Below are 15,873 nucleotides of genomic sequence, written 5' to 3'. Positions count from 1 at the left end.
CATGTTCGCACATGCTGAATGCCTATCTACCCTACTTAAGAGCTACGTCTTTTTCGCTCTGTCTGACCTGCTGTAAAAATGCGTGTATCTTCTGGACATCCTTTCGCTTGTCAGTTTCGACGCCACTACTGACATCCAGACCCCAGGGATGAACCTGTTGTATGGCATCTGCGACGTTGCCGACCGTGAGTCCACCCGCGAGCAAGATTTTTTCTTGTTGCGCTGCCCGATATGCCAGGTCCCAATCGCTGGTGCGACCAGATCCACCCCACTCTGGTGTGGGTGTATCGATCAATAAGCGCCAGGTCACTGCCTGGTAGTCAGCCAGTTGATGGAGGTCTGCTTTGTCTGTCAACGAGAGCGCTTTGATCACTGGTCGTTTGATTTGCTGACAGAATTCCGGTGTTTCTGTACCGTGTAGCTGGATATAATGTAAGCCTGCCTGTTCGGCAACGTCATTGATATACGCGGCCTCTTTGTTGACGAAGACACCAACCAGATCAGGGAGCACCTGTCCTTCGTCTATGTGCGCATAGTGATTGCTGGCTGCCAATAGGGAGGGTATCCGTTCCGGGGCGATATAGCGCTGGCTGGGAGCGTGGAAGATAAAGCCGAGCATATCCGCGCCTGCCTCGATGGCAGCATCGATATGTTCAGCATCGCGCAATCCACAAATCTTAACCTGTGTGGTACGGTTTGCTCCATGCAGCAGCATACGAATCTGTCCCGGCATGTCAGGAGAGACAACCAGTGATTCGCCGACAAGCATCGCTTGAACGTCATAGCGAGCCAGACGCCGTACATCCGCTGGACTATGAATACCGCTTTCCGCAACAATAATCCGGTTCGCAGGTAGCATTTGACGGATCTCACGAATGAGGTAGGGATTCATCTTAAAGGTAACCAGGTCCCGACTATTGACGCCGATTATCATGGCTCCCGCATCCACGGCACGTTGGGCTTCGGCCCGGCTATGAACTTCAACCAGCGCCCGCATGCGCAGTGAATGGGCCAGATGAAGGAGATGGCGTAACTGTTCGTCATCCAGGATGGCGCAGATGAGCAGAATCGCATCTGCACCCCAGGCACGCGCCTCGTATACCTGATAGTCATCAATAATAAAATCTTTGCGCAGCACTGGTATGCTAACCGCATGTTTGATGGCTGTGAGATACTCTGGCGAGCCAAGAAAGAAATGTGGCTCCGTCAGGACCGAAATCATTGCTGCGCCATGTTGCTCATAAAGCAGTGCTGTCGCGACTGGATCAAGATCCGGTGCCAATAATCCTTTTGATGGCGAGGCGCGTTTTACCTCGGCGATCAAATGCACCTGATCGCGTGGTTCGAACGCTTCAAGAACATCGCGTGGTGAGGACTGCTCAAAGGCCAGCCGTTGCAACTCTTCTATGGGATGCTCGATTTTGCGTTGCGCTAAATCGAGACGGGTTTGATTGACAATTTTATCCAGAAACATGTGTTTACCTACTTGTATGTTTGGGAACATTCAATAATTTCTGCCAGTTTGCGTTTTGCTTTTCCCTCTTGAAGGGTAGCGCGGGCCAGCTTAACCCCATCCTTAAAGCTTGCTACCTGTTCATTTGCCATTAATGCAGCGGCAGTATTGAGACAAATCATCTCGGTTACCGGGGTAACTATATAGCTTGCCAGTACTTCGCGGAGTACCTGTGCGTTGTGTGCCGGGTTGCCACCTTGAAAATAGGTTGTATCGCTGGTCCGTGTCAGCCCTACCTCTTCCGGGGTAATGCTATATTCGCGTAGCTCCTGACCACGTGTGACTTCACAGATATACGTAGGAGCACCAAGGGAGCACTCATCCAGGCCATCTTCGCTATGGATTACCAGTGCATGGCGGCAACCAAGCAAGAGGAGTGCTTCACCCATCTTTCGCAACAGACTCCTATCTGGCACTCCCAGCACTTGATAGGGTATATTGGCAGGATTAGTCAGTGGACCTAAAATATTAAAGACGGTACGAACCCCAATCTCACGGCGCGTTGGGCCGACATATCTCATGGCTGGATGATAGGTCTGGGCAAACATAAAGCCGAAGCCGCATTCCTCGATACTCTGTGCCAGTGCTTCGGGACCGAGATCGATTTTGACCCCCAGTGCCTCCAGAACATCTGCACTTCCACATTTGCTGCTCGCGGAGCGGTTACCATGTTTAGCAATTGTCGCGCCTGCCGCTGCGGCAATAATGCCTGCAGCGGTTGAAATATTCAGAGAACCTGAGCCATCGCCGCCAGTGCCGCAGGTATCCATTGCCCGGGCCGCTGTTGACTCATTGAGGTGAACCTGAACCGCTTTAGCGCGCATCACTTGGGCCAGACCGGCTACCTCCTCAACCGTCTCTGCACCTGGACGCATGCGCAGAGCCATCAGGAACGCTCCCACCTGTGAGGGGGTCGCTGTTCCTGTCATAATCTCTTCCATAGATGCGGCAGCCTCTTCCGTACTCAGGGTTGCGCCCGCCGCGAGATGGGCAATAGCTTCACGAATCATTATCTAACTAATCCTCTCTAAACATGGCTCTGGAACGCGTCCAGCATATTCGACCAGTGGTTCTACTGCTCTAAAAAATTCCGCAATAAATCTTTGCCGACCATTGTCATAATCGATTCGGGATGAAATTGAACTCCCTGAACTGGATAGCTACGGTGTTTTAGACCCATGATCAAGCCATCTTCGGTTCTGGCCGTTACTGTAAGTTCTGAGGGAAGTGTGCTCTCCTCAACAATTAAGCTATGGTAACGAATGGCCTCGAACGGTTCAGGCAATCCTTTAAAGAGGCCCTCACCCTGATGATGCATGCGCGAGGTTTTTCCATGGATTGGTTCTGGTGCACGGATTACCTGTCCTCCATAGACCTGTCCAATCGATTGGTGTCCCAGGCAGACGCCCAGAATAGGGATATGTGGACCAAAGGTATCAATGACTGCGCAGGATAAGCCTGCTTCATTGGGTGTGCAGGGACCGGGCGAAATTACAATATATTCCGGTTTCATCTGCTCAATCTCAGCCAGGCTGATTTGATCATTGCGCCGTACCACAACCTCTGCCCCAAGTTCTGCCAGATATTGGTACAGGTTATAGGTAAAGCTATCATAATTATCGAGTAACAAGAGCATCTTATTTTCTCCTCCCTTATACGGTCGTCTGGGATTCCTGTGCGGCCTGTCGGTTGATCTGTGCAATGCGCTCAGCCTCATCGAGAGCACGCAGGAGCGCTCCCGCCTTATTTAAACTTTCCTGGTATTCCGTCTCAGGCTGGGAGTCCGCAACAATACCAGCGCCGGCCTGCACATAGGCGCGTCCCTGTTTGATCACCAGTGTTCGGAGAGCAATCGCAGTTTCCTGGTCGCCGGAATGGCTGAAATAGCCGACTGCGCCTGCGTAAATGCCTCGCTGTTCGCCTTCCATTTCGCTAATGATTTCCATTGCCCGAATTTTTGGTGCACCCGAAACCGTACCAGCCGGGAAACCAGAACGTAGCGCATCGAAAGGTGAAACTTCGGAACGGAGTTGTCCTGTGACATTGGTAACCAGATGCATCACATGCGAATAGCGCTCAATGGTCATGAAATCATCAATCTGAATCGTACCTGGCTTACTGACCCGACCGACATCATTGCGTGCCAGATCAAGCAACATAATATGTTCAGCGCGTTCTTTGGGATCTTGTTGGAGTTCCAGGGCCAATTGCTCATCGTTCTGGCGATCCGCACCGCGTGGTCGCGTCCCGGCTATCGGACGAATGGTAATCTCATTATCTTCATAGCGTACCAGTAACTCAGGAGAAGCACCGACCACATGGAAATCTTCTAGATCCAGGAAGAACATATGTGGAGAAGGATTAATGCCGCGTAGAGCGCGATAGACTGTGAATGGAGTTGCATTGACATGGCGACTCAAGCGTTGTGAGGGTACCACCTGGAAGATATCGCCAGCCTTAATATACTCAATGGCGCGACTTACCATTCCTTCATATTCTGCTTTGGTTCGATTAGAGGTAACACGCAAGGCAGTCGGATCGTTCAGTGGTTCTGGTTCTTGTGGCAAACGTACAGGCTGTTGCAGGCGTTGTTGAACATCATCAATGATCGCTTGCCCACGGCGATATTCAGCTTCAATATCGGGTGCATCCAGATGTAAATGGGTGACGACACGCACTTTGCTGCGTACATGGTCAAAGACCAGTACCGTTTCTGTTAGCATAAAAACTGCCAGTGGCACATCTAGTTCATTCGCGGGAGGAAGCGGTAACTTTTCAAAGCGGGCCGCAGCATCATAGGACAGATAACCAACCGCCCCACCGAAGAATTTGGGGAGCTGATCATGAGCCTTCGATAATTGTGGTGGAATCACGAGCCGATATTGGCCCAATTCGGCTTCCAGCAATTGCAAGGGATCATGACAGGTAACTTCTTCATCTGTATAAGTCCCCTGTGTATCCTGCATTTTACGTAGCCGTACCCTCTCTTCACGCTGGATCATTACCAGATAAGGATCAATCCCGATAAAAGAATAGCGCGCGATATGTTCTCCGCCGGTCACGCTCTCCAATAGAAAACTATAGGGCTTTTGGGCAGTTTTGCAGTAGGCAGAAACTGGTGTTTCCATATCCGCTAGAACATCGCTATACAATGGCATAAGTGGTTGGCGGGAATCTTGTATGCTACTGCCATTGGCGGCCTGACGCGCCTCCGCATCACGCATCTGTTGTACTTCGTCTAAGGTTGGATAGTACATATAGTAACTGCTCCATCTCCCTTGCTATAGAAATTTTTCAACAACGTAGCCATTTAAACAACCTGGCAACGATCATCTGTCCAGTTGATCCCGTTTCTAGAATCAGCCGCTATTTTGTGGTGTTAGCCCAGACCAACGGCCTTTTTCACTTTTTGAACGGTCCGTTCAGCTATCGGACGCACATCATCAGCGCCCTGCTTCAGCAAATTTTCCAGGGCGGCCATATCGTTAATAATCTCGTTATAGCGCTGCTGAATTGGGCTGAGCGTCTCAACTAAACGATCAGTCAGTGCCGCTTTAAAATCCCCATAGCCCTTCCCCTCAAAATCAGCCTCAATTTCCTGCTGGGATTGCCCTGTCAAGATTTGATAAATTGACAGCAGATTGGTGATGCCGGGACGAGCAGGATCGAAAGCCACTACGCGTTCGGAATCGGTCGTTGCGCGAGCAATTTTCTTTTTGATCATTTTAGGATCATCCAGCAGTGTGATGTATGCACTGGGATTGGGATCGCTCTTACTCATTTTTTTTGTGGGATCTTCCAGAGACATGATACGAGCACCAGCGTCACGAATCTGTGCTTCTGGAAGAGTGAAAATGGACTTGTTATAGATGTTATTGAAACGTTGTGCGAGGTCACGTGTGAGCTCAACATGCTGGCGTTGATCATCACCCACGGGTACATAATGGGTTTGATAAAGCAGAATATCGCATGCCATGAGAACTGGATAGCAGTAGAGTCCGGCTCCAACGGTATCCATCTCACTACCAGCCTTTGTTTTAAACTGCGTCATGCGGTTCAACCAGCCCATAGGAGTAAAGCAGTTTAAAATCCAATCCAGTTCAGCATGCTGGTGTACCTGGGACTGCACGAAGAGCTTACAGCTTTTTAGATCGAGACCACAGGCCAGATAAAGGGCTGCGAGCTTTCGCACATTAGCGTGCAATTCTTTTGGATCGATTGGCAGCGTGATTGCATGCAAATCTACAATACAAAAGATATTGTCATATTGATCTTGCGTCTCAACCCAGTTGCGAATCGCTCCCAGATAATTGCCCAGATGAATATTGCCGGTTGGTTGGATACCCGAAAAGACACGTTTTTTCACAGCAGGCTTCATGCTTTGTGTACCCACTTGTGGTTGAATCTCTGCATTTGTTTCAACTGACATATTGTTCCTTCCCGCATTACGCAAGTAATTGATAGGCTGTAAACTCAAAAAGACCAATAAAAAACGCCCCCATCCTTGATTACAAGGACGAGAAGCGTGTTGTGAGCGCTTTCGTGGTACCACCCTGATTCAGATTATCATATCCTCTTGCATCATTTATTCTAGAGATACAGGAGCCAGATCATCCCTTCTGCCGGATACGGCGTTACTTTGAGGGCTCACATCCATAAAAGGAGAGCACACCACAAAGATATTCACGTATATCCTGTCCTCGATAACGGGGGACATTCCGAAAGAGTCCTACTAGTTCTCTACTGTTTATCTGACCGACAGACAGAGTGAACGTTTGCTCTTTAGCTTCCAGGCCCATTCCATAGTTAGACTGGTATCGGTTTCCACCATCCCGATTCTCTGTGCCCATGCAAGGCTATGTACTTTTCCTGTTCATCGCTTCTTTATTGTATTATGATGTTACTATCAACAGTATAGGTCGGATCGCAGTGACTGTCAAGGCTTTTAAAAAGTTCATCTTCTATCAAAACTTACCCTGATGATGGACCATTCAAGAATCGACTTTTAACCAGAAAGATAAGCGGAGCCACTGATCTTGCCCGGGCCCGGCAACTTTCCCTTCACAGTTAAAGACTTTTTCTCATTGGTAAGGCTACGTGACATGTACTCTGGCAAGCAAAGGGTTTATAGTACGTGTCACGCAGGATGTTCGGAGAGTGGTCCTTTAATAAGAAGTGTCCTCTTGTCTAATAGTGGCTCATGAGTGCACGGACATTATTGACGTAGGACCAGTTAAAGATGCCGCGGTGTTGAACATTCCAGCCACCTTCGTTGTAGGCACTAATGATTCTGGTCAGGTTACCATGGAAGCCGTGCCAGAGGTTATGCAAATAAATAGTTCCGAGCTCAATGTTATCGGCAAGTTTGTAGGGATCATAGTGTCCATGCACCTGTTGATTGAGTGCCTGAACCGTATAGGGCATGAGTTGCATGGCTCCAATACCGCCATCATGAGCAATCACATGTTGGGTCCAGCCACTTTCTTGCCAGGCGACAGCGAGCAGGAGGCGTGCAGGGAGTCTATGTCGAGCGGCAGCCCGACGAAGCAAAAAAATAACCTGTTGCTGACTTGATCTCTCCAGGGCATTGTAAGCATACCAGCGAATTTGTCCGCCGGGTAGAAGTCCGCTTGCACCTCTGTAAGAGGGATGCGGGATGCACAGGCTTTGTCCCGTATAGATAAGGTTGATGTTGCGGATGCCGTTAATGTGAACGATTGCCCAGAGATTTGCCCGGTAGTAGTGGGAAATCTCGATCAGGGTATCCCCTGGAATTATACGATGCCAGGCACAACTGATATTGCTATTGGGAGTGTTAAATTGTGCATAGGCATCATGATGGTGTTGAGATGTCACCAATGATCCGAGTAACAAAAGCGTCGTGCATAAAAGTAGCAATGCTTGCCTTGTGACTGTGGATTGTAAAAGGCTATGTCGAGAGTTGGTCGGTTTAGACCACGAAATATGCTTTACGACAACGACCTTTTGCGGTGGTGTCTGCTCCATGAGTTCTCCTTTCCCATCCACTATAGTCCCCGCTCCAATTGTTAAACACGAATGCATGAGTTTTTTTTGTAGATTATTCATGTTATTAAAATGGAAATAGCACTGTACGTATAAAGATGTTTTTTGCTATTCATGATGCGTTGTCTGTACCAGATATAAGATCCTGGTTACAAACAATGCTACACTCATAGTAGAATTATCTTTAACTCCATTGTGTTCTCTTTGAATATTAGCTGAGCTGAATAGCCGCTAGTTTTGTTGGTGGTGCCTGTGATTGTTGGGTAGTGGCGTCACATGATACACTAATGGCGGAAAGGAAATGGACATGTAATCCTCTCCCCTCCTGATTTTTTATTTTCCTCTCCGTATATGTCTGAGTACTCATTATGATAGTCGAAGAAAACAGGACACATGTTATGAAAACAGATGAGCTGCTGAGTGCAACCGTTGAAGAATACCTGGAAACAATTTACAATATGAGCATGGAGGATGAGGTGGTGATTGGGGCGCGTCTGGCAGAACGCTTTCAAGTCTCCGCTCCTACCGTCACTGAGATGTTAAAACGTCTGGTGAAGGGCGGTTATATTGAAATGAATAGTAAGCGCCATGTCACATTAACCGAAGCAGGCTACCAGGCTGCTGAGGCGGTATTACGTCGCCATCGTTTAACCGAACGTTTCCTGGTGGATATGTTAGGTATGCAATGGCATGAGGTACATGAAGAAGCCTGCCGCTTAGAGCATTTCATTTCTGGCGCAGTTGAAGCGCGCGTCACGAGTAACCTCAACAATCCAACAACCTGTCCTCATGGCAATCCTATTCCTGGTTTGATTTCCAATGCTCGAACGTATCTCAAGGACATGCATGCAGTACGACTTTCAACAATTGGCAATGGAACAAGGGTAAAAGTCTTGTTGATATCCGAGGTGGTGGAGGATGAGGAGGCTTTGATTATGTACATGCATGAAAAAGGTTTGACCCCTGGGACAGAGGTTGTTATGCTGGCACAGGCCAGACCTGTAGCAGATACTAGCCCTGTGACTGATGATTTGACTGAAAAAGATGTTCCCGCTGGAATAGAAGAGGTAAAATTACTGGTCAATGAGCAGGTTATTTTGATTAGCGCCCTTGCCGCGTCAAAGCTCTGGGTGGTCTCCCTCTCGTGAGGATTCTTTTAAGGAGCAATGGCATTCGATAGAAAGTATAGACATAATCAACCATACGCGTGTCCTATTTATATGAGTATCAATGGACTCTATAGGTATGATTCTGCTATACTTTCTCCTTGATTCCGTAAATATTCTTACGCCCGGAAATCTTGAAAGAATGCACAGCGAGGTGCGGATTGGTACAATGGAACAATGAGCGATTCACACATGTCTTTATCAAAGAACCATAGTGCATCAGAAGTGGCAAATAGCCATGAACCTGATATTCCCGAAGGACGGGTTGCTTCTTCTCAGCGAGCTATACCTGTTCCTCCCAGCCATAATATACATGAAGCGGTAGAGGCTCATTCATTTTTTTGGCGTAATCGTCTGTTTGAATGTCTTTTAATCCTCTCGATGGCCCTCTTTTATTTGATCGGGAACCAGAGTGTCAAATATCCTATTGGAAATCTGGCTGCCTGGAATCCATTACTGGGCCTGCCATTTCTCTGTATTTTTATCGCAGTCTGTTGGTATCGCCTGCCTTTTGCGCTTGGATTACTCCCACTGGCGCTTCCTTATTATCTCATGCCGAAAGTGGTTGTCCGCTCTGCTAGCTTTAGTCCAGCTGAGATTGTTTTATGGATTTGTGTTGCGGTAGCCTGCCTTCAACTTGCGATGTTCCGGCACAAATGGTCTTATCGGCGCTCACTGCCAGAAATACGGACGCAGCTCGGTCCCTTTTTCTGGCCAATTCTGCTTTTTGTGTTGGTCTCTCTCATTTCGATTGTCATTGCCAGCGAGCACAACGTCGCGCTACGCGCCTTTCGTGAAGAGATCTTTGATCCTCTCATTTATGTTGGCTTGATTTTGCTGTGTTTCCGTACACGACAGGATCTGGGACGTCTGCTCGGTGCGCTTTTTGCCACAGGTTTAGTTGTGGCTTTCTTCTCGATTGTTCAATTTTACTTGTTTCAGGATACGTATGCTGTCTACGGCAGTGATCCAAGTGTTGGACTGTTGTTCGATTACACGTTACCTGTAGGTTTAGCTATCGTATTGGCTCGTATCTCATGGAAAGTACGGTTGTTTGTTTTACTCCTTTGTATACCATTTATTTATGCCTTAGTGCATAATAACTCGCGTGGATCAGTTATCGCTGCCTTTCCAATAGCCGTCATTTTTGTGGTCATCCTGGCGTTTCGAAATCGCAAAGTGCTACTGGTGAGTAGTATGCTTGCGCTTGTTTTAGCAGCCGGGGGCTATGGTGTTTTCCATAATAAAGTGAACAACTTTGTTATGAATACTATCATCAATGGACATGCTGATAAAAAAGGAATTAGTACACTCACACGTCGTCTCTATTTATGGCAGAGTGCGACTGCTATGATTCATGATCAGCCCTGGTTGGGTTATGGATTAGATAACTGGCTCTGTCATTATGCAGATCCACATGTTACCGTTAGCGACACTACCGATGATACCCGATATAAACCCAATGATCCTCAATTTGCGTGGGTACAGTCATGTCCAGCTGCCCCTCATTACTACATAGTCGGTGAGGTCAATGGGAAAACGACGCACATGTATGATCAGGCTGACTTATCACATCCACATAATATCTTCTTACATGTCTGGGTGAGTGTCGGTATCTTTGGCCTGCTTGCCTTTATCGCGTTTCTGGTTCTCTTCTTCTGGAGTTTTGGGGCTATCCTACGCTACCTTGCAAAGCATCAGATTGTTGATAGTGAACACTGGCGCTGGATGGCAATCGCTGCTGCTGCTGCCCTGTTGGCCGCTCTGGTGCAAGGAGTGGTTGATAGTTCCTTTTTGGCACAAGATCTCTCTTTCTGTTTCTGGCTTTTAATGGCAACCATCTTTGTTATTCGCAGCCAGATAGGCATGTCCTGGCAAGATCTCCTACCGCTCAGACGTACACAACTATAACATCAAATAAAAGGGTGAACCTGAATTCATTCTTCTGTGTTCATCCTTTCCTCCGATCACTTTCTGTTCTGATTCTACTACGGCGCATGGGTTTCACGTATCTATTATATGAATAAGATTATGCTTTTAACATCATCTCCATGATATGACTAAAAGACCATATATGTATATCGAGATATAAATAAGGATTTATGTGAAGATATTATATGTGTTTTATCCATAATTTTGGGGTATCCGTAGATGGTTTGCGCACAGCAGAGTAGAATGTCGCATTTTTTAGAGGTGGAGCAGCGAATTTATTTGAATCAAGAAGCGTGACATATTCGTCCTCTTCAGGTTCCTCAGCACGCTTTGCCGCTTACTCGATAGCTCTAAAGAAGATATGAAATTGATGAGCTAAATATGGATTTAGATGAGCAAACAAAAGTAAAAAAACTTCACATGATAAGAAATATAATTCTTGGAACAGCGGTTGAATTACCTATGAAGGATATGATACTATTATGCGAGGTAAAAACGGCGATCCAATATCCAAAAGAGGAGTTCAAATGAGCGATATGCTTCGGCTCACAACAACGTTCCGCAAACAGAAAATTGATTTAAGTATTGATGAACGAACTCAATTAAACGTGATTATTGATCTGCTTATTCCGTCTGACCAGGATTTTCCTCCTCCGTCTAGTCTACATTTAATTGATGAGCTATTACTGCATCTCCTGCCCAGAACCGGGCGAAAAAGCACGCTGATGTTGAGTGAGAAACGACTTCGTACCGCATTGATTGAACTGAACTTGTCCGCAGGTGGAAATTTCTGCCTTGCCAGTACTGAAAAGCAGCAGAGTTTGTTACGGCACTTAGAGTATCGGGACCCTGCTTTCTTTCAGGCGTTATGGACCCTCGTCAATCATAGTTACTATGCTATCCTGGCACAGCGCTGGCAACACAGTCAGTTAGCCTGATACTCCTTTTTATTTTCACCCTTGCTTATGCCCATCGGGCACAGCATCATTGTTCAACATTCTTATTTATTACCTGGGAGCATCGGAGATCGATGAAGATCAACATGACAGCGTTTTGTAAGCTTGATGGCAGTATTTTGATGAGAATCGCAAAAAGATGTATAAGCAAGAAGCAAGCACGAAGAATGCTATAACCATGTGAATATGAATGATAAGCATTCTTCGTGTATTGGATACGATAAATCGTTCTTAGTTACTATCTCTTGCAAAAGCAACTTTGCCCTCAGGATTTTATTTCGCTTTTCAAGAGATCCTCCTTCTTTCAAAATATTTGCTCGCTTCTTCCCTCAGAATTTTGTTGTCCGCTGGCAGGCAGGCACTGATGCACTGGCATCCTTTATTCCTTTTCTCCTTGCTTGTAAAAGATGGGTACTTGCATAATAGCTATTTAGCTGTTAAACAACGCCTCTCCAGGTCGTGCGTATAAGTATAGTGTAAAGGAGCTTTGTAATAATCCCTTAAAATGGCGAGAATGAATTTTAATGAGACAACCACTGATCTCTTTTTTTGGGCATTTAAACTCTTGACAAGAATACGATATATCGGTTACTATAAAGATAGCGATAACGATATATCGTATTCATAAGATAATAGGAAGGATTGAGTTTTTATGTTTAACCACTTCAATAAACGTTTTGCCTATCAATATCAGGGTGATGCAGAGGACTGGGCGGGCTGGACGCCTCCCTGGCTACGCCGAGAGCATCACGAACACCACCATCACGGACATAATCATGAGCATGGGCCGCGTTTCTTTGAGATGCGTGGGCGACGTGGACCATTCGGTCCCTTTGGCCCTTTTGGCCCTGGTGATGCTGAAGGCCAGCCTGCTGGACCATTCCGCGGAGGTCGTCGCTTCTTCGGACGTGGGGATGTCAAATATGCCCTGCTGGAATTACTCCAGGAACGTCCAATGCATGGCTATGAAATGATGAAATCCCTGGAAGAGCGTTCTGGTGGCTTTTATGTTCCCAGCCCGGGCACCATCTATCCCACCCTTCAATTGCTTGAGGACCGTGGTCTGGTCGCTGTCAATGAGGCTGAAGGCAAAAAAGTATACAGTATTACCGAGGCTGGTAAGGCCTTTCTGGCTGAACGCCAGAAGGAAGAAGAAAATTTCTCATTTCCCTGGGAACGTGGACATGGCGAACGCCATCAGGGTCCAGGACGTTTCTGGAATGAGCCAGAGATTCAGGCAATTCGTACAGAGGCCATGGAAGTCGCGCGACTCTTTGCTATTGCGGGACGCTCATCGTTCCGTGATCCCAACAAATTAGCGCTACTGCGCTCCATTTTGGAACGCACACACAAAGACCTGACCGACTTCATCTATCCCAATCCAGACAAAGCAACCGGCGGGCCTGATAGTGCTCCAGGACCGGAAACACAAGCATAAGGTATGTTGTTACTCTCAGATAGAGCCATATTACAAAACAAGTCTCCAATCTCGCAGCCTTGAGCGGATCTGGAGGCTTGTTTTGTCTTCACAATGCTACAGATTCAAGAGTAAAATGAGTAGAATCGTTATCACATGGAGCGCTTGATCTATCCAGATGGGACCAATAAGCTTATAGCGTGCTTTTAATGGATCTATCACAAAATGCGTTCCAAATAGCACTGCCGTTGCTGCTACTGAAGAATGAGCAAACAGTACAAAGGTGGCCGTATAGGTAGCGGAATGATAAAAATTGATTTCCCAACTCTTTCCCTTCTCCATACTCATCCAGGCACTTTGAAAAGCAAAATCGCCAATGAAATGGCAGGCCAGCCAGACCAGCAAGGTATTGGTTGGAAAAGTAACGAACATAAATATTCTCCTGATGCTATTAATAGCTCAATCAACTGTTTTGACATTTTTCACGGTAACGGATCATCCCGTTGTGATTGCTACATGTACCCAAAAATATTGCTTTGAGAATACAGCAGATGCAAAACAGAAGTTATAGCATCAGGAACTCTCATACTTCACCAGTATATGAGGTGAATGAGTAGGCGCGCAGTGAACTATGTCGCTCTGCTATTGTGAATTAATACACAGGCCATACAAGGCATTGCACAGAGCGTATAACTTTGATCTATCCACCGCGTTGCCTGATCCATTTCGGTCGAGCTTACGCGGTGAATACTACCTCTATTAAAATACAATTGTTTTGTTTTCATAAACCAGGACACGATTACTGGTATGGAGCCTTACTGCTTCAGCGAGGACACGGCGTTCGACATCACGTCCTTTGCGTATGAGATCCTCGACGGAATCGCGATGATTGCAGTGAATAACATCCTGCTCGATGATTGGTCCCTCATCCAGATTATTTGTTACATAGTGCGCGGTGGCACCGATCAATTTGACGCCGCGTTGAAAAGCCTGGTTGTAAGGACTGGCACCTATGAAGGCAGGTAAGAAACTGTGATGAATGTTGATGATGCGTCTGGGAAATGCCTCTACAAAAAACTGCTCGAGGATTTGCATGTAGCGTGCCAGAATGAGGAAATCTACCTGATCTCCAATAAAGTCAAGCATGCGCCTTTCATCTTCCTGGCGGGTAGCGCGTTTGACCGGAAAATGATAAAAGGGAATAGTATACATATTAGCGATGGATTCCAGATCTGGATGGTTACTGATAATAAAAGGGATGTCCATCTCCAATTCTCCCATTTTCCAGCGCCAGAGCAGGTCTACGAGGCAGTGGTCGTATTTTGATACCAGGATACCGACCCGTTTACGAATACGCGAGTAGTTGACATTCCAATGCATTTGAAACTGTACCGCGACACGTTGAAAGGCGCTTGTCAGTTCGGAGGGGGTCAGTTTAAAGCTATCTTCAGCGAAACTGATGCGCATGAAAAACGTACTGTCATCATGGTTGGTTGAATATTGATCCGATTCGAGAATATTTCCATTATGCTGATGAATAAAACTGGAAACAGCGGAGACAATGCCTGGTTTATCCGGACAGGATATAAGGAGTGTGATTGTATTTTCGTGTGTTGACACCGTAAGGCCCTCCCACCTGATAATTTCATCTGCTTATCAATACGTTTTTGTTCCCTGTGCTGCCAGGAAATATATGCTTCAGGTGCTTATGTTACGCTGTGATTACGGTGCTGTCAATCTCTATTGAAGGGTGCCTTAATGCCGATTGAGCCTTGATCCATTTCAGCCGAGATGTATCTCTATGTCGACCGAAATGGATCGCGACTCCTCAGGCTAGCACAGTATTGTTGAATTGTATTTGGATCCTGGTGAGATCGATTTTCTCGTTCAATGGAAAGTCGATGTAACCACTTTGTTTCTCTCCTGGATAGACGGCAGCATTGATCGAGGCCAGTTTTCCCCCAACCTTCGTGCCGTTGGGCAAAATCAGACTTGTTAACGAGACATAATCCACTCCAATGGCATCCTTCAAAGTGTTGGTTGTATCAAGATAGACACGTACTACATACTTGCTGTGCAATTTAAAGTCGTCAGAGAACTTGCTTGCCAGCGTCGCTCTGGTAAATGAGAGATGGACATCCTGATACACGTATGTTTGATGAAGCGCCGTATCTGCAACTTGATTTGTGACAACGATTGTCGCTGCTGCAGGCGGTGCGAAAAGTGAATCGTGTTCAACCTCATGTGGCCCTGAAAGAAGCACTGACACGACAGCAATCGCAATCACAATAAGGCCCAGGATGGTACCCCAGCGGCGTGAGATAAAAGAGCGCTTTTTAGTGTTTTTTGTAATGTGTTCCATAAGATATCTTTGGCTCCTGATCGTTACCTTTTCATCTGTATCGTATTATAGCAAAGGCAAAACCAGGAATCCCAGAGCTCCTCCCGGTAATGGCAAGAGATGCTTGAGTTTTGCTAAAGACGAGGTGTATTGATATGCATGGCAGAGGCGTATGGGAGTCGAACCCACCGGGGACCGCGCAGAGCGACCCCCCAGCCGTTTTGAAGACGGTGAGACCCACCGGGGCCTCTACACCTCCATAATATGATCGTGAAGTAGGAAATTATGGGTATGTGATGAACATCATGCCATGCCTCAGGGGGCTTGTCAAGCCAGGGTGCGGATTGTCAGGGCTTTTTGGTGTACCCATTTTACCGCGAAAGCTTCCCAAGAAGCAATTCAATTGCTTCTTGGGGGTGAGCACAAAAATGCCGCATTTGTGAAGCAACGTTACGAACAGCAAGCCAATCCATGAGAGCTAAGATCCCTCCGTTCAGAGCTGCAAGTGCTTGTGGTGCATTCTT

General features: G+C 46.8%; 14 protein-coding genes and 1 tRNA gene. 5 read left to right on the top strand and 10 right to left on the bottom strand.

Annotation, left to right across the window (positions count from 1 at the left end; translation table 11 throughout):
- Nucleotides 1-31: 31 nt before the first annotated feature.
- From trpCF to F1593_RS08055, 6 genes are all read right to left on the bottom strand, one after another.
- Complete coding sequence (gene trpCF / locus F1593_RS08080) at nucleotides 32-1,474, bottom strand: bifunctional indole-3-glycerol-phosphate synthase TrpC/phosphoribosylanthranilate isomerase TrpF (RefSeq protein WP_172631959.1); 1,443 nt, start codon at nucleotides 1,472-1,474, stop codon at nucleotides 32-34.
- 8 nt (nucleotides 1,475-1,482) lie between these two features.
- Nucleotides 1,483-2,526: an anthranilate phosphoribosyltransferase gene (trpD, locus tag F1593_RS08075; RefSeq protein WP_149401045.1), complete on the bottom strand. Its 1,044-nt coding sequence runs from the start codon at nucleotides 2,524-2,526 to the stop codon at nucleotides 1,483-1,485.
- A 59-nt stretch (nucleotides 2,527-2,585) separates the two neighbouring features.
- Complete coding sequence (locus F1593_RS08070; RefSeq protein ID WP_149401044.1) at nucleotides 2,586-3,149, bottom strand: anthranilate synthase component II; 564 nt, start codon at nucleotides 3,147-3,149, stop codon at nucleotides 2,586-2,588.
- A gap of 16 nt (nucleotides 3,150-3,165) precedes the next feature.
- A complete protein-coding gene (gene trpE, locus F1593_RS08065) occupies nucleotides 3,166-4,770 on the bottom strand; it encodes an anthranilate synthase component I (RefSeq protein ID WP_149401043.1) in 1,605 nt (534 codons plus the stop codon).
- Nucleotides 4,771-4,892: 122 nt separating this feature from the next.
- Complete coding sequence (trpS, locus tag F1593_RS08060) at nucleotides 4,893-5,891, bottom strand: tryptophan--tRNA ligase (protein ID WP_149401118.1); 999 nt, start codon at nucleotides 5,889-5,891, stop codon at nucleotides 4,893-4,895.
- 809 nt (nucleotides 5,892-6,700) lie between these two features.
- Nucleotides 6,701-7,519 carry a transglycosylase SLT domain-containing protein gene (locus tag F1593_RS08055; protein ID WP_172631958.1) on the bottom strand — a complete coding sequence of 273 codons (819 nt, stop codon included), beginning with the start codon at nucleotides 7,517-7,519 and terminating at the stop codon, nucleotides 6,701-6,703.
- Between the two features lie 416 nt (nucleotides 7,520-7,935).
- Here F1593_RS08055 and F1593_RS08050 point away from each other — a divergent pair, with 416 nt between their 5' ends.
- From F1593_RS08050 to F1593_RS08035, 5 genes are all read left to right on the top strand, one after another.
- Nucleotides 7,936-8,685 (top strand): metal-dependent transcriptional regulator, encoded by a 750-nt coding sequence (locus tag F1593_RS08050; RefSeq protein ID WP_172631957.1) that lies wholly within the window; start codon nucleotides 7,936-7,938, stop codon nucleotides 8,683-8,685.
- Between the two features lie 210 nt (nucleotides 8,686-8,895).
- Nucleotides 8,896-10,614 (top strand): O-antigen ligase family protein, encoded by a 1,719-nt coding sequence (locus tag F1593_RS08045; protein ID WP_172631956.1) that lies wholly within the window; start codon nucleotides 8,896-8,898, stop codon nucleotides 10,612-10,614.
- 402 nt (nucleotides 10,615-11,016) lie between these two features.
- Entirely contained in the window at nucleotides 11,017-11,166 is a 150-nt protein-coding gene (locus F1593_RS28225; RefSeq protein WP_172631955.1) for a hypothetical protein, read from the top strand.
- Complete coding sequence (locus F1593_RS08040; protein WP_149401039.1) at nucleotides 11,163-11,573, top strand: hypothetical protein; 411 nt, start codon at nucleotides 11,163-11,165, stop codon at nucleotides 11,571-11,573. Before F1593_RS28225 ends, F1593_RS08040 begins: the two co-directional genes overlap by 4 nt.
- A 670-nt stretch (nucleotides 11,574-12,243) precedes the next feature.
- A complete protein-coding gene (locus F1593_RS08035; protein WP_172631954.1) occupies nucleotides 12,244-13,029 on the top strand; it encodes a PadR family transcriptional regulator in 786 nt (261 codons plus the stop codon).
- 96 nt (nucleotides 13,030-13,125) lie between these two features.
- Here the strand turns inward: F1593_RS08035 and F1593_RS08030 are convergent, their stop codons facing one another.
- The 4 genes from F1593_RS08030 to F1593_RS08015 form a co-directional block, all read right to left on the bottom strand.
- On the bottom strand, nucleotides 13,126-13,440 hold the full coding sequence (locus F1593_RS08030) for a DUF3307 domain-containing protein (protein WP_149401038.1): 315 nt from the start codon (nucleotides 13,438-13,440) through the stop codon (nucleotides 13,126-13,128).
- A gap of 327 nt (nucleotides 13,441-13,767) precedes the next feature.
- Entirely contained in the window at nucleotides 13,768-14,628 is an 861-nt protein-coding gene (purU, locus tag F1593_RS08025) for a formyltetrahydrofolate deformylase (protein WP_149401037.1), read from the bottom strand.
- Nucleotides 14,629-14,836: 208 nt separating this feature from the next.
- On the bottom strand, nucleotides 14,837-15,370 hold the full coding sequence (locus tag F1593_RS08020; protein ID WP_149401036.1) for a hypothetical protein: 534 nt from the start codon (nucleotides 15,368-15,370) through the stop codon (nucleotides 14,837-14,839).
- A 139-nt stretch (nucleotides 15,371-15,509) separates the two neighbouring features.
- Nucleotides 15,510-15,608: transfer RNA gene (locus tag F1593_RS08015), tRNA-Sec, on the bottom strand.
- Nucleotides 15,609-15,873: the final 265 nt, after the last annotated feature.

The organism is Dictyobacter arantiisoli (genome assembly GCF_008326305.1).
GTDB lineage: Bacteria > Chloroflexota > Ktedonobacteria > Ktedonobacterales > Ktedonobacteraceae > Dictyobacter > Dictyobacter arantiisoli.
The sequence above is the reverse complement of the archived record's forward strand: the minus strand, read 5'-3'. Positions and strand labels throughout refer to the sequence as shown.

Bases quoted from the DNA above. Each gene is read 5' to 3' on its own strand.
- F1593_RS08070 (WP_149401044.1), bottom strand. From the start codon at position 3,149: ATGCTCTTGTTACTCGATAATTATGATAGCTTTACCTATAACCTGTAC.
- F1593_RS08050 (WP_172631957.1), top strand. From the start codon at position 7,936: ATGAAAACAGATGAGCTGCTGAGTGCAACCGTTGAAGAATACCTGGAA.
- trpCF (WP_172631959.1), bottom strand. From the start codon at position 1,474: ATGTTTCTGGATAAAATTGTCAATCAAACCCGTCTCGATTTAGCGCAA.
- F1593_RS08020 (WP_149401036.1), bottom strand. From the start codon at position 15,370: ATGGAACACATTACAAAAAACACTAAAAAGCGCTCTTTTATCTCACGC.
- F1593_RS08040 (WP_149401039.1), top strand. From the start codon at position 11,163: ATGAGCGATATGCTTCGGCTCACAACAACGTTCCGCAAACAGAAAATT.
- F1593_RS28225 (WP_172631955.1), top strand. From the start codon at position 11,017: ATGGATTTAGATGAGCAAACAAAAGTAAAAAAACTTCACATGATAAGA.
- trpE (WP_149401043.1), bottom strand. From the start codon at position 4,770: ATGTACTATCCAACCTTAGACGAAGTACAACAGATGCGTGATGCGGAG.
- F1593_RS08055 (WP_172631958.1), bottom strand. From the start codon at position 7,519: ATGGAGCAGACACCACCGCAAAAGGTCGTTGTCGTAAAGCATATTTCG.
- F1593_RS08030 (WP_149401038.1), bottom strand. From the start codon at position 13,440: ATGTTCGTTACTTTTCCAACCAATACCTTGCTGGTCTGGCTGGCCTGC.
- trpS (WP_149401118.1), bottom strand. From the start codon at position 5,891: ATGAAGCCTGCTGTGAAAAAACGTGTCTTTTCGGGTATCCAACCAACC.
- F1593_RS08045 (WP_172631956.1), top strand. From the start codon at position 8,896: ATGTCTTTATCAAAGAACCATAGTGCATCAGAAGTGGCAAATAGCCAT.
- F1593_RS08035 (WP_172631954.1), top strand. From the start codon at position 12,244: ATGTTTAACCACTTCAATAAACGTTTTGCCTATCAATATCAGGGTGAT.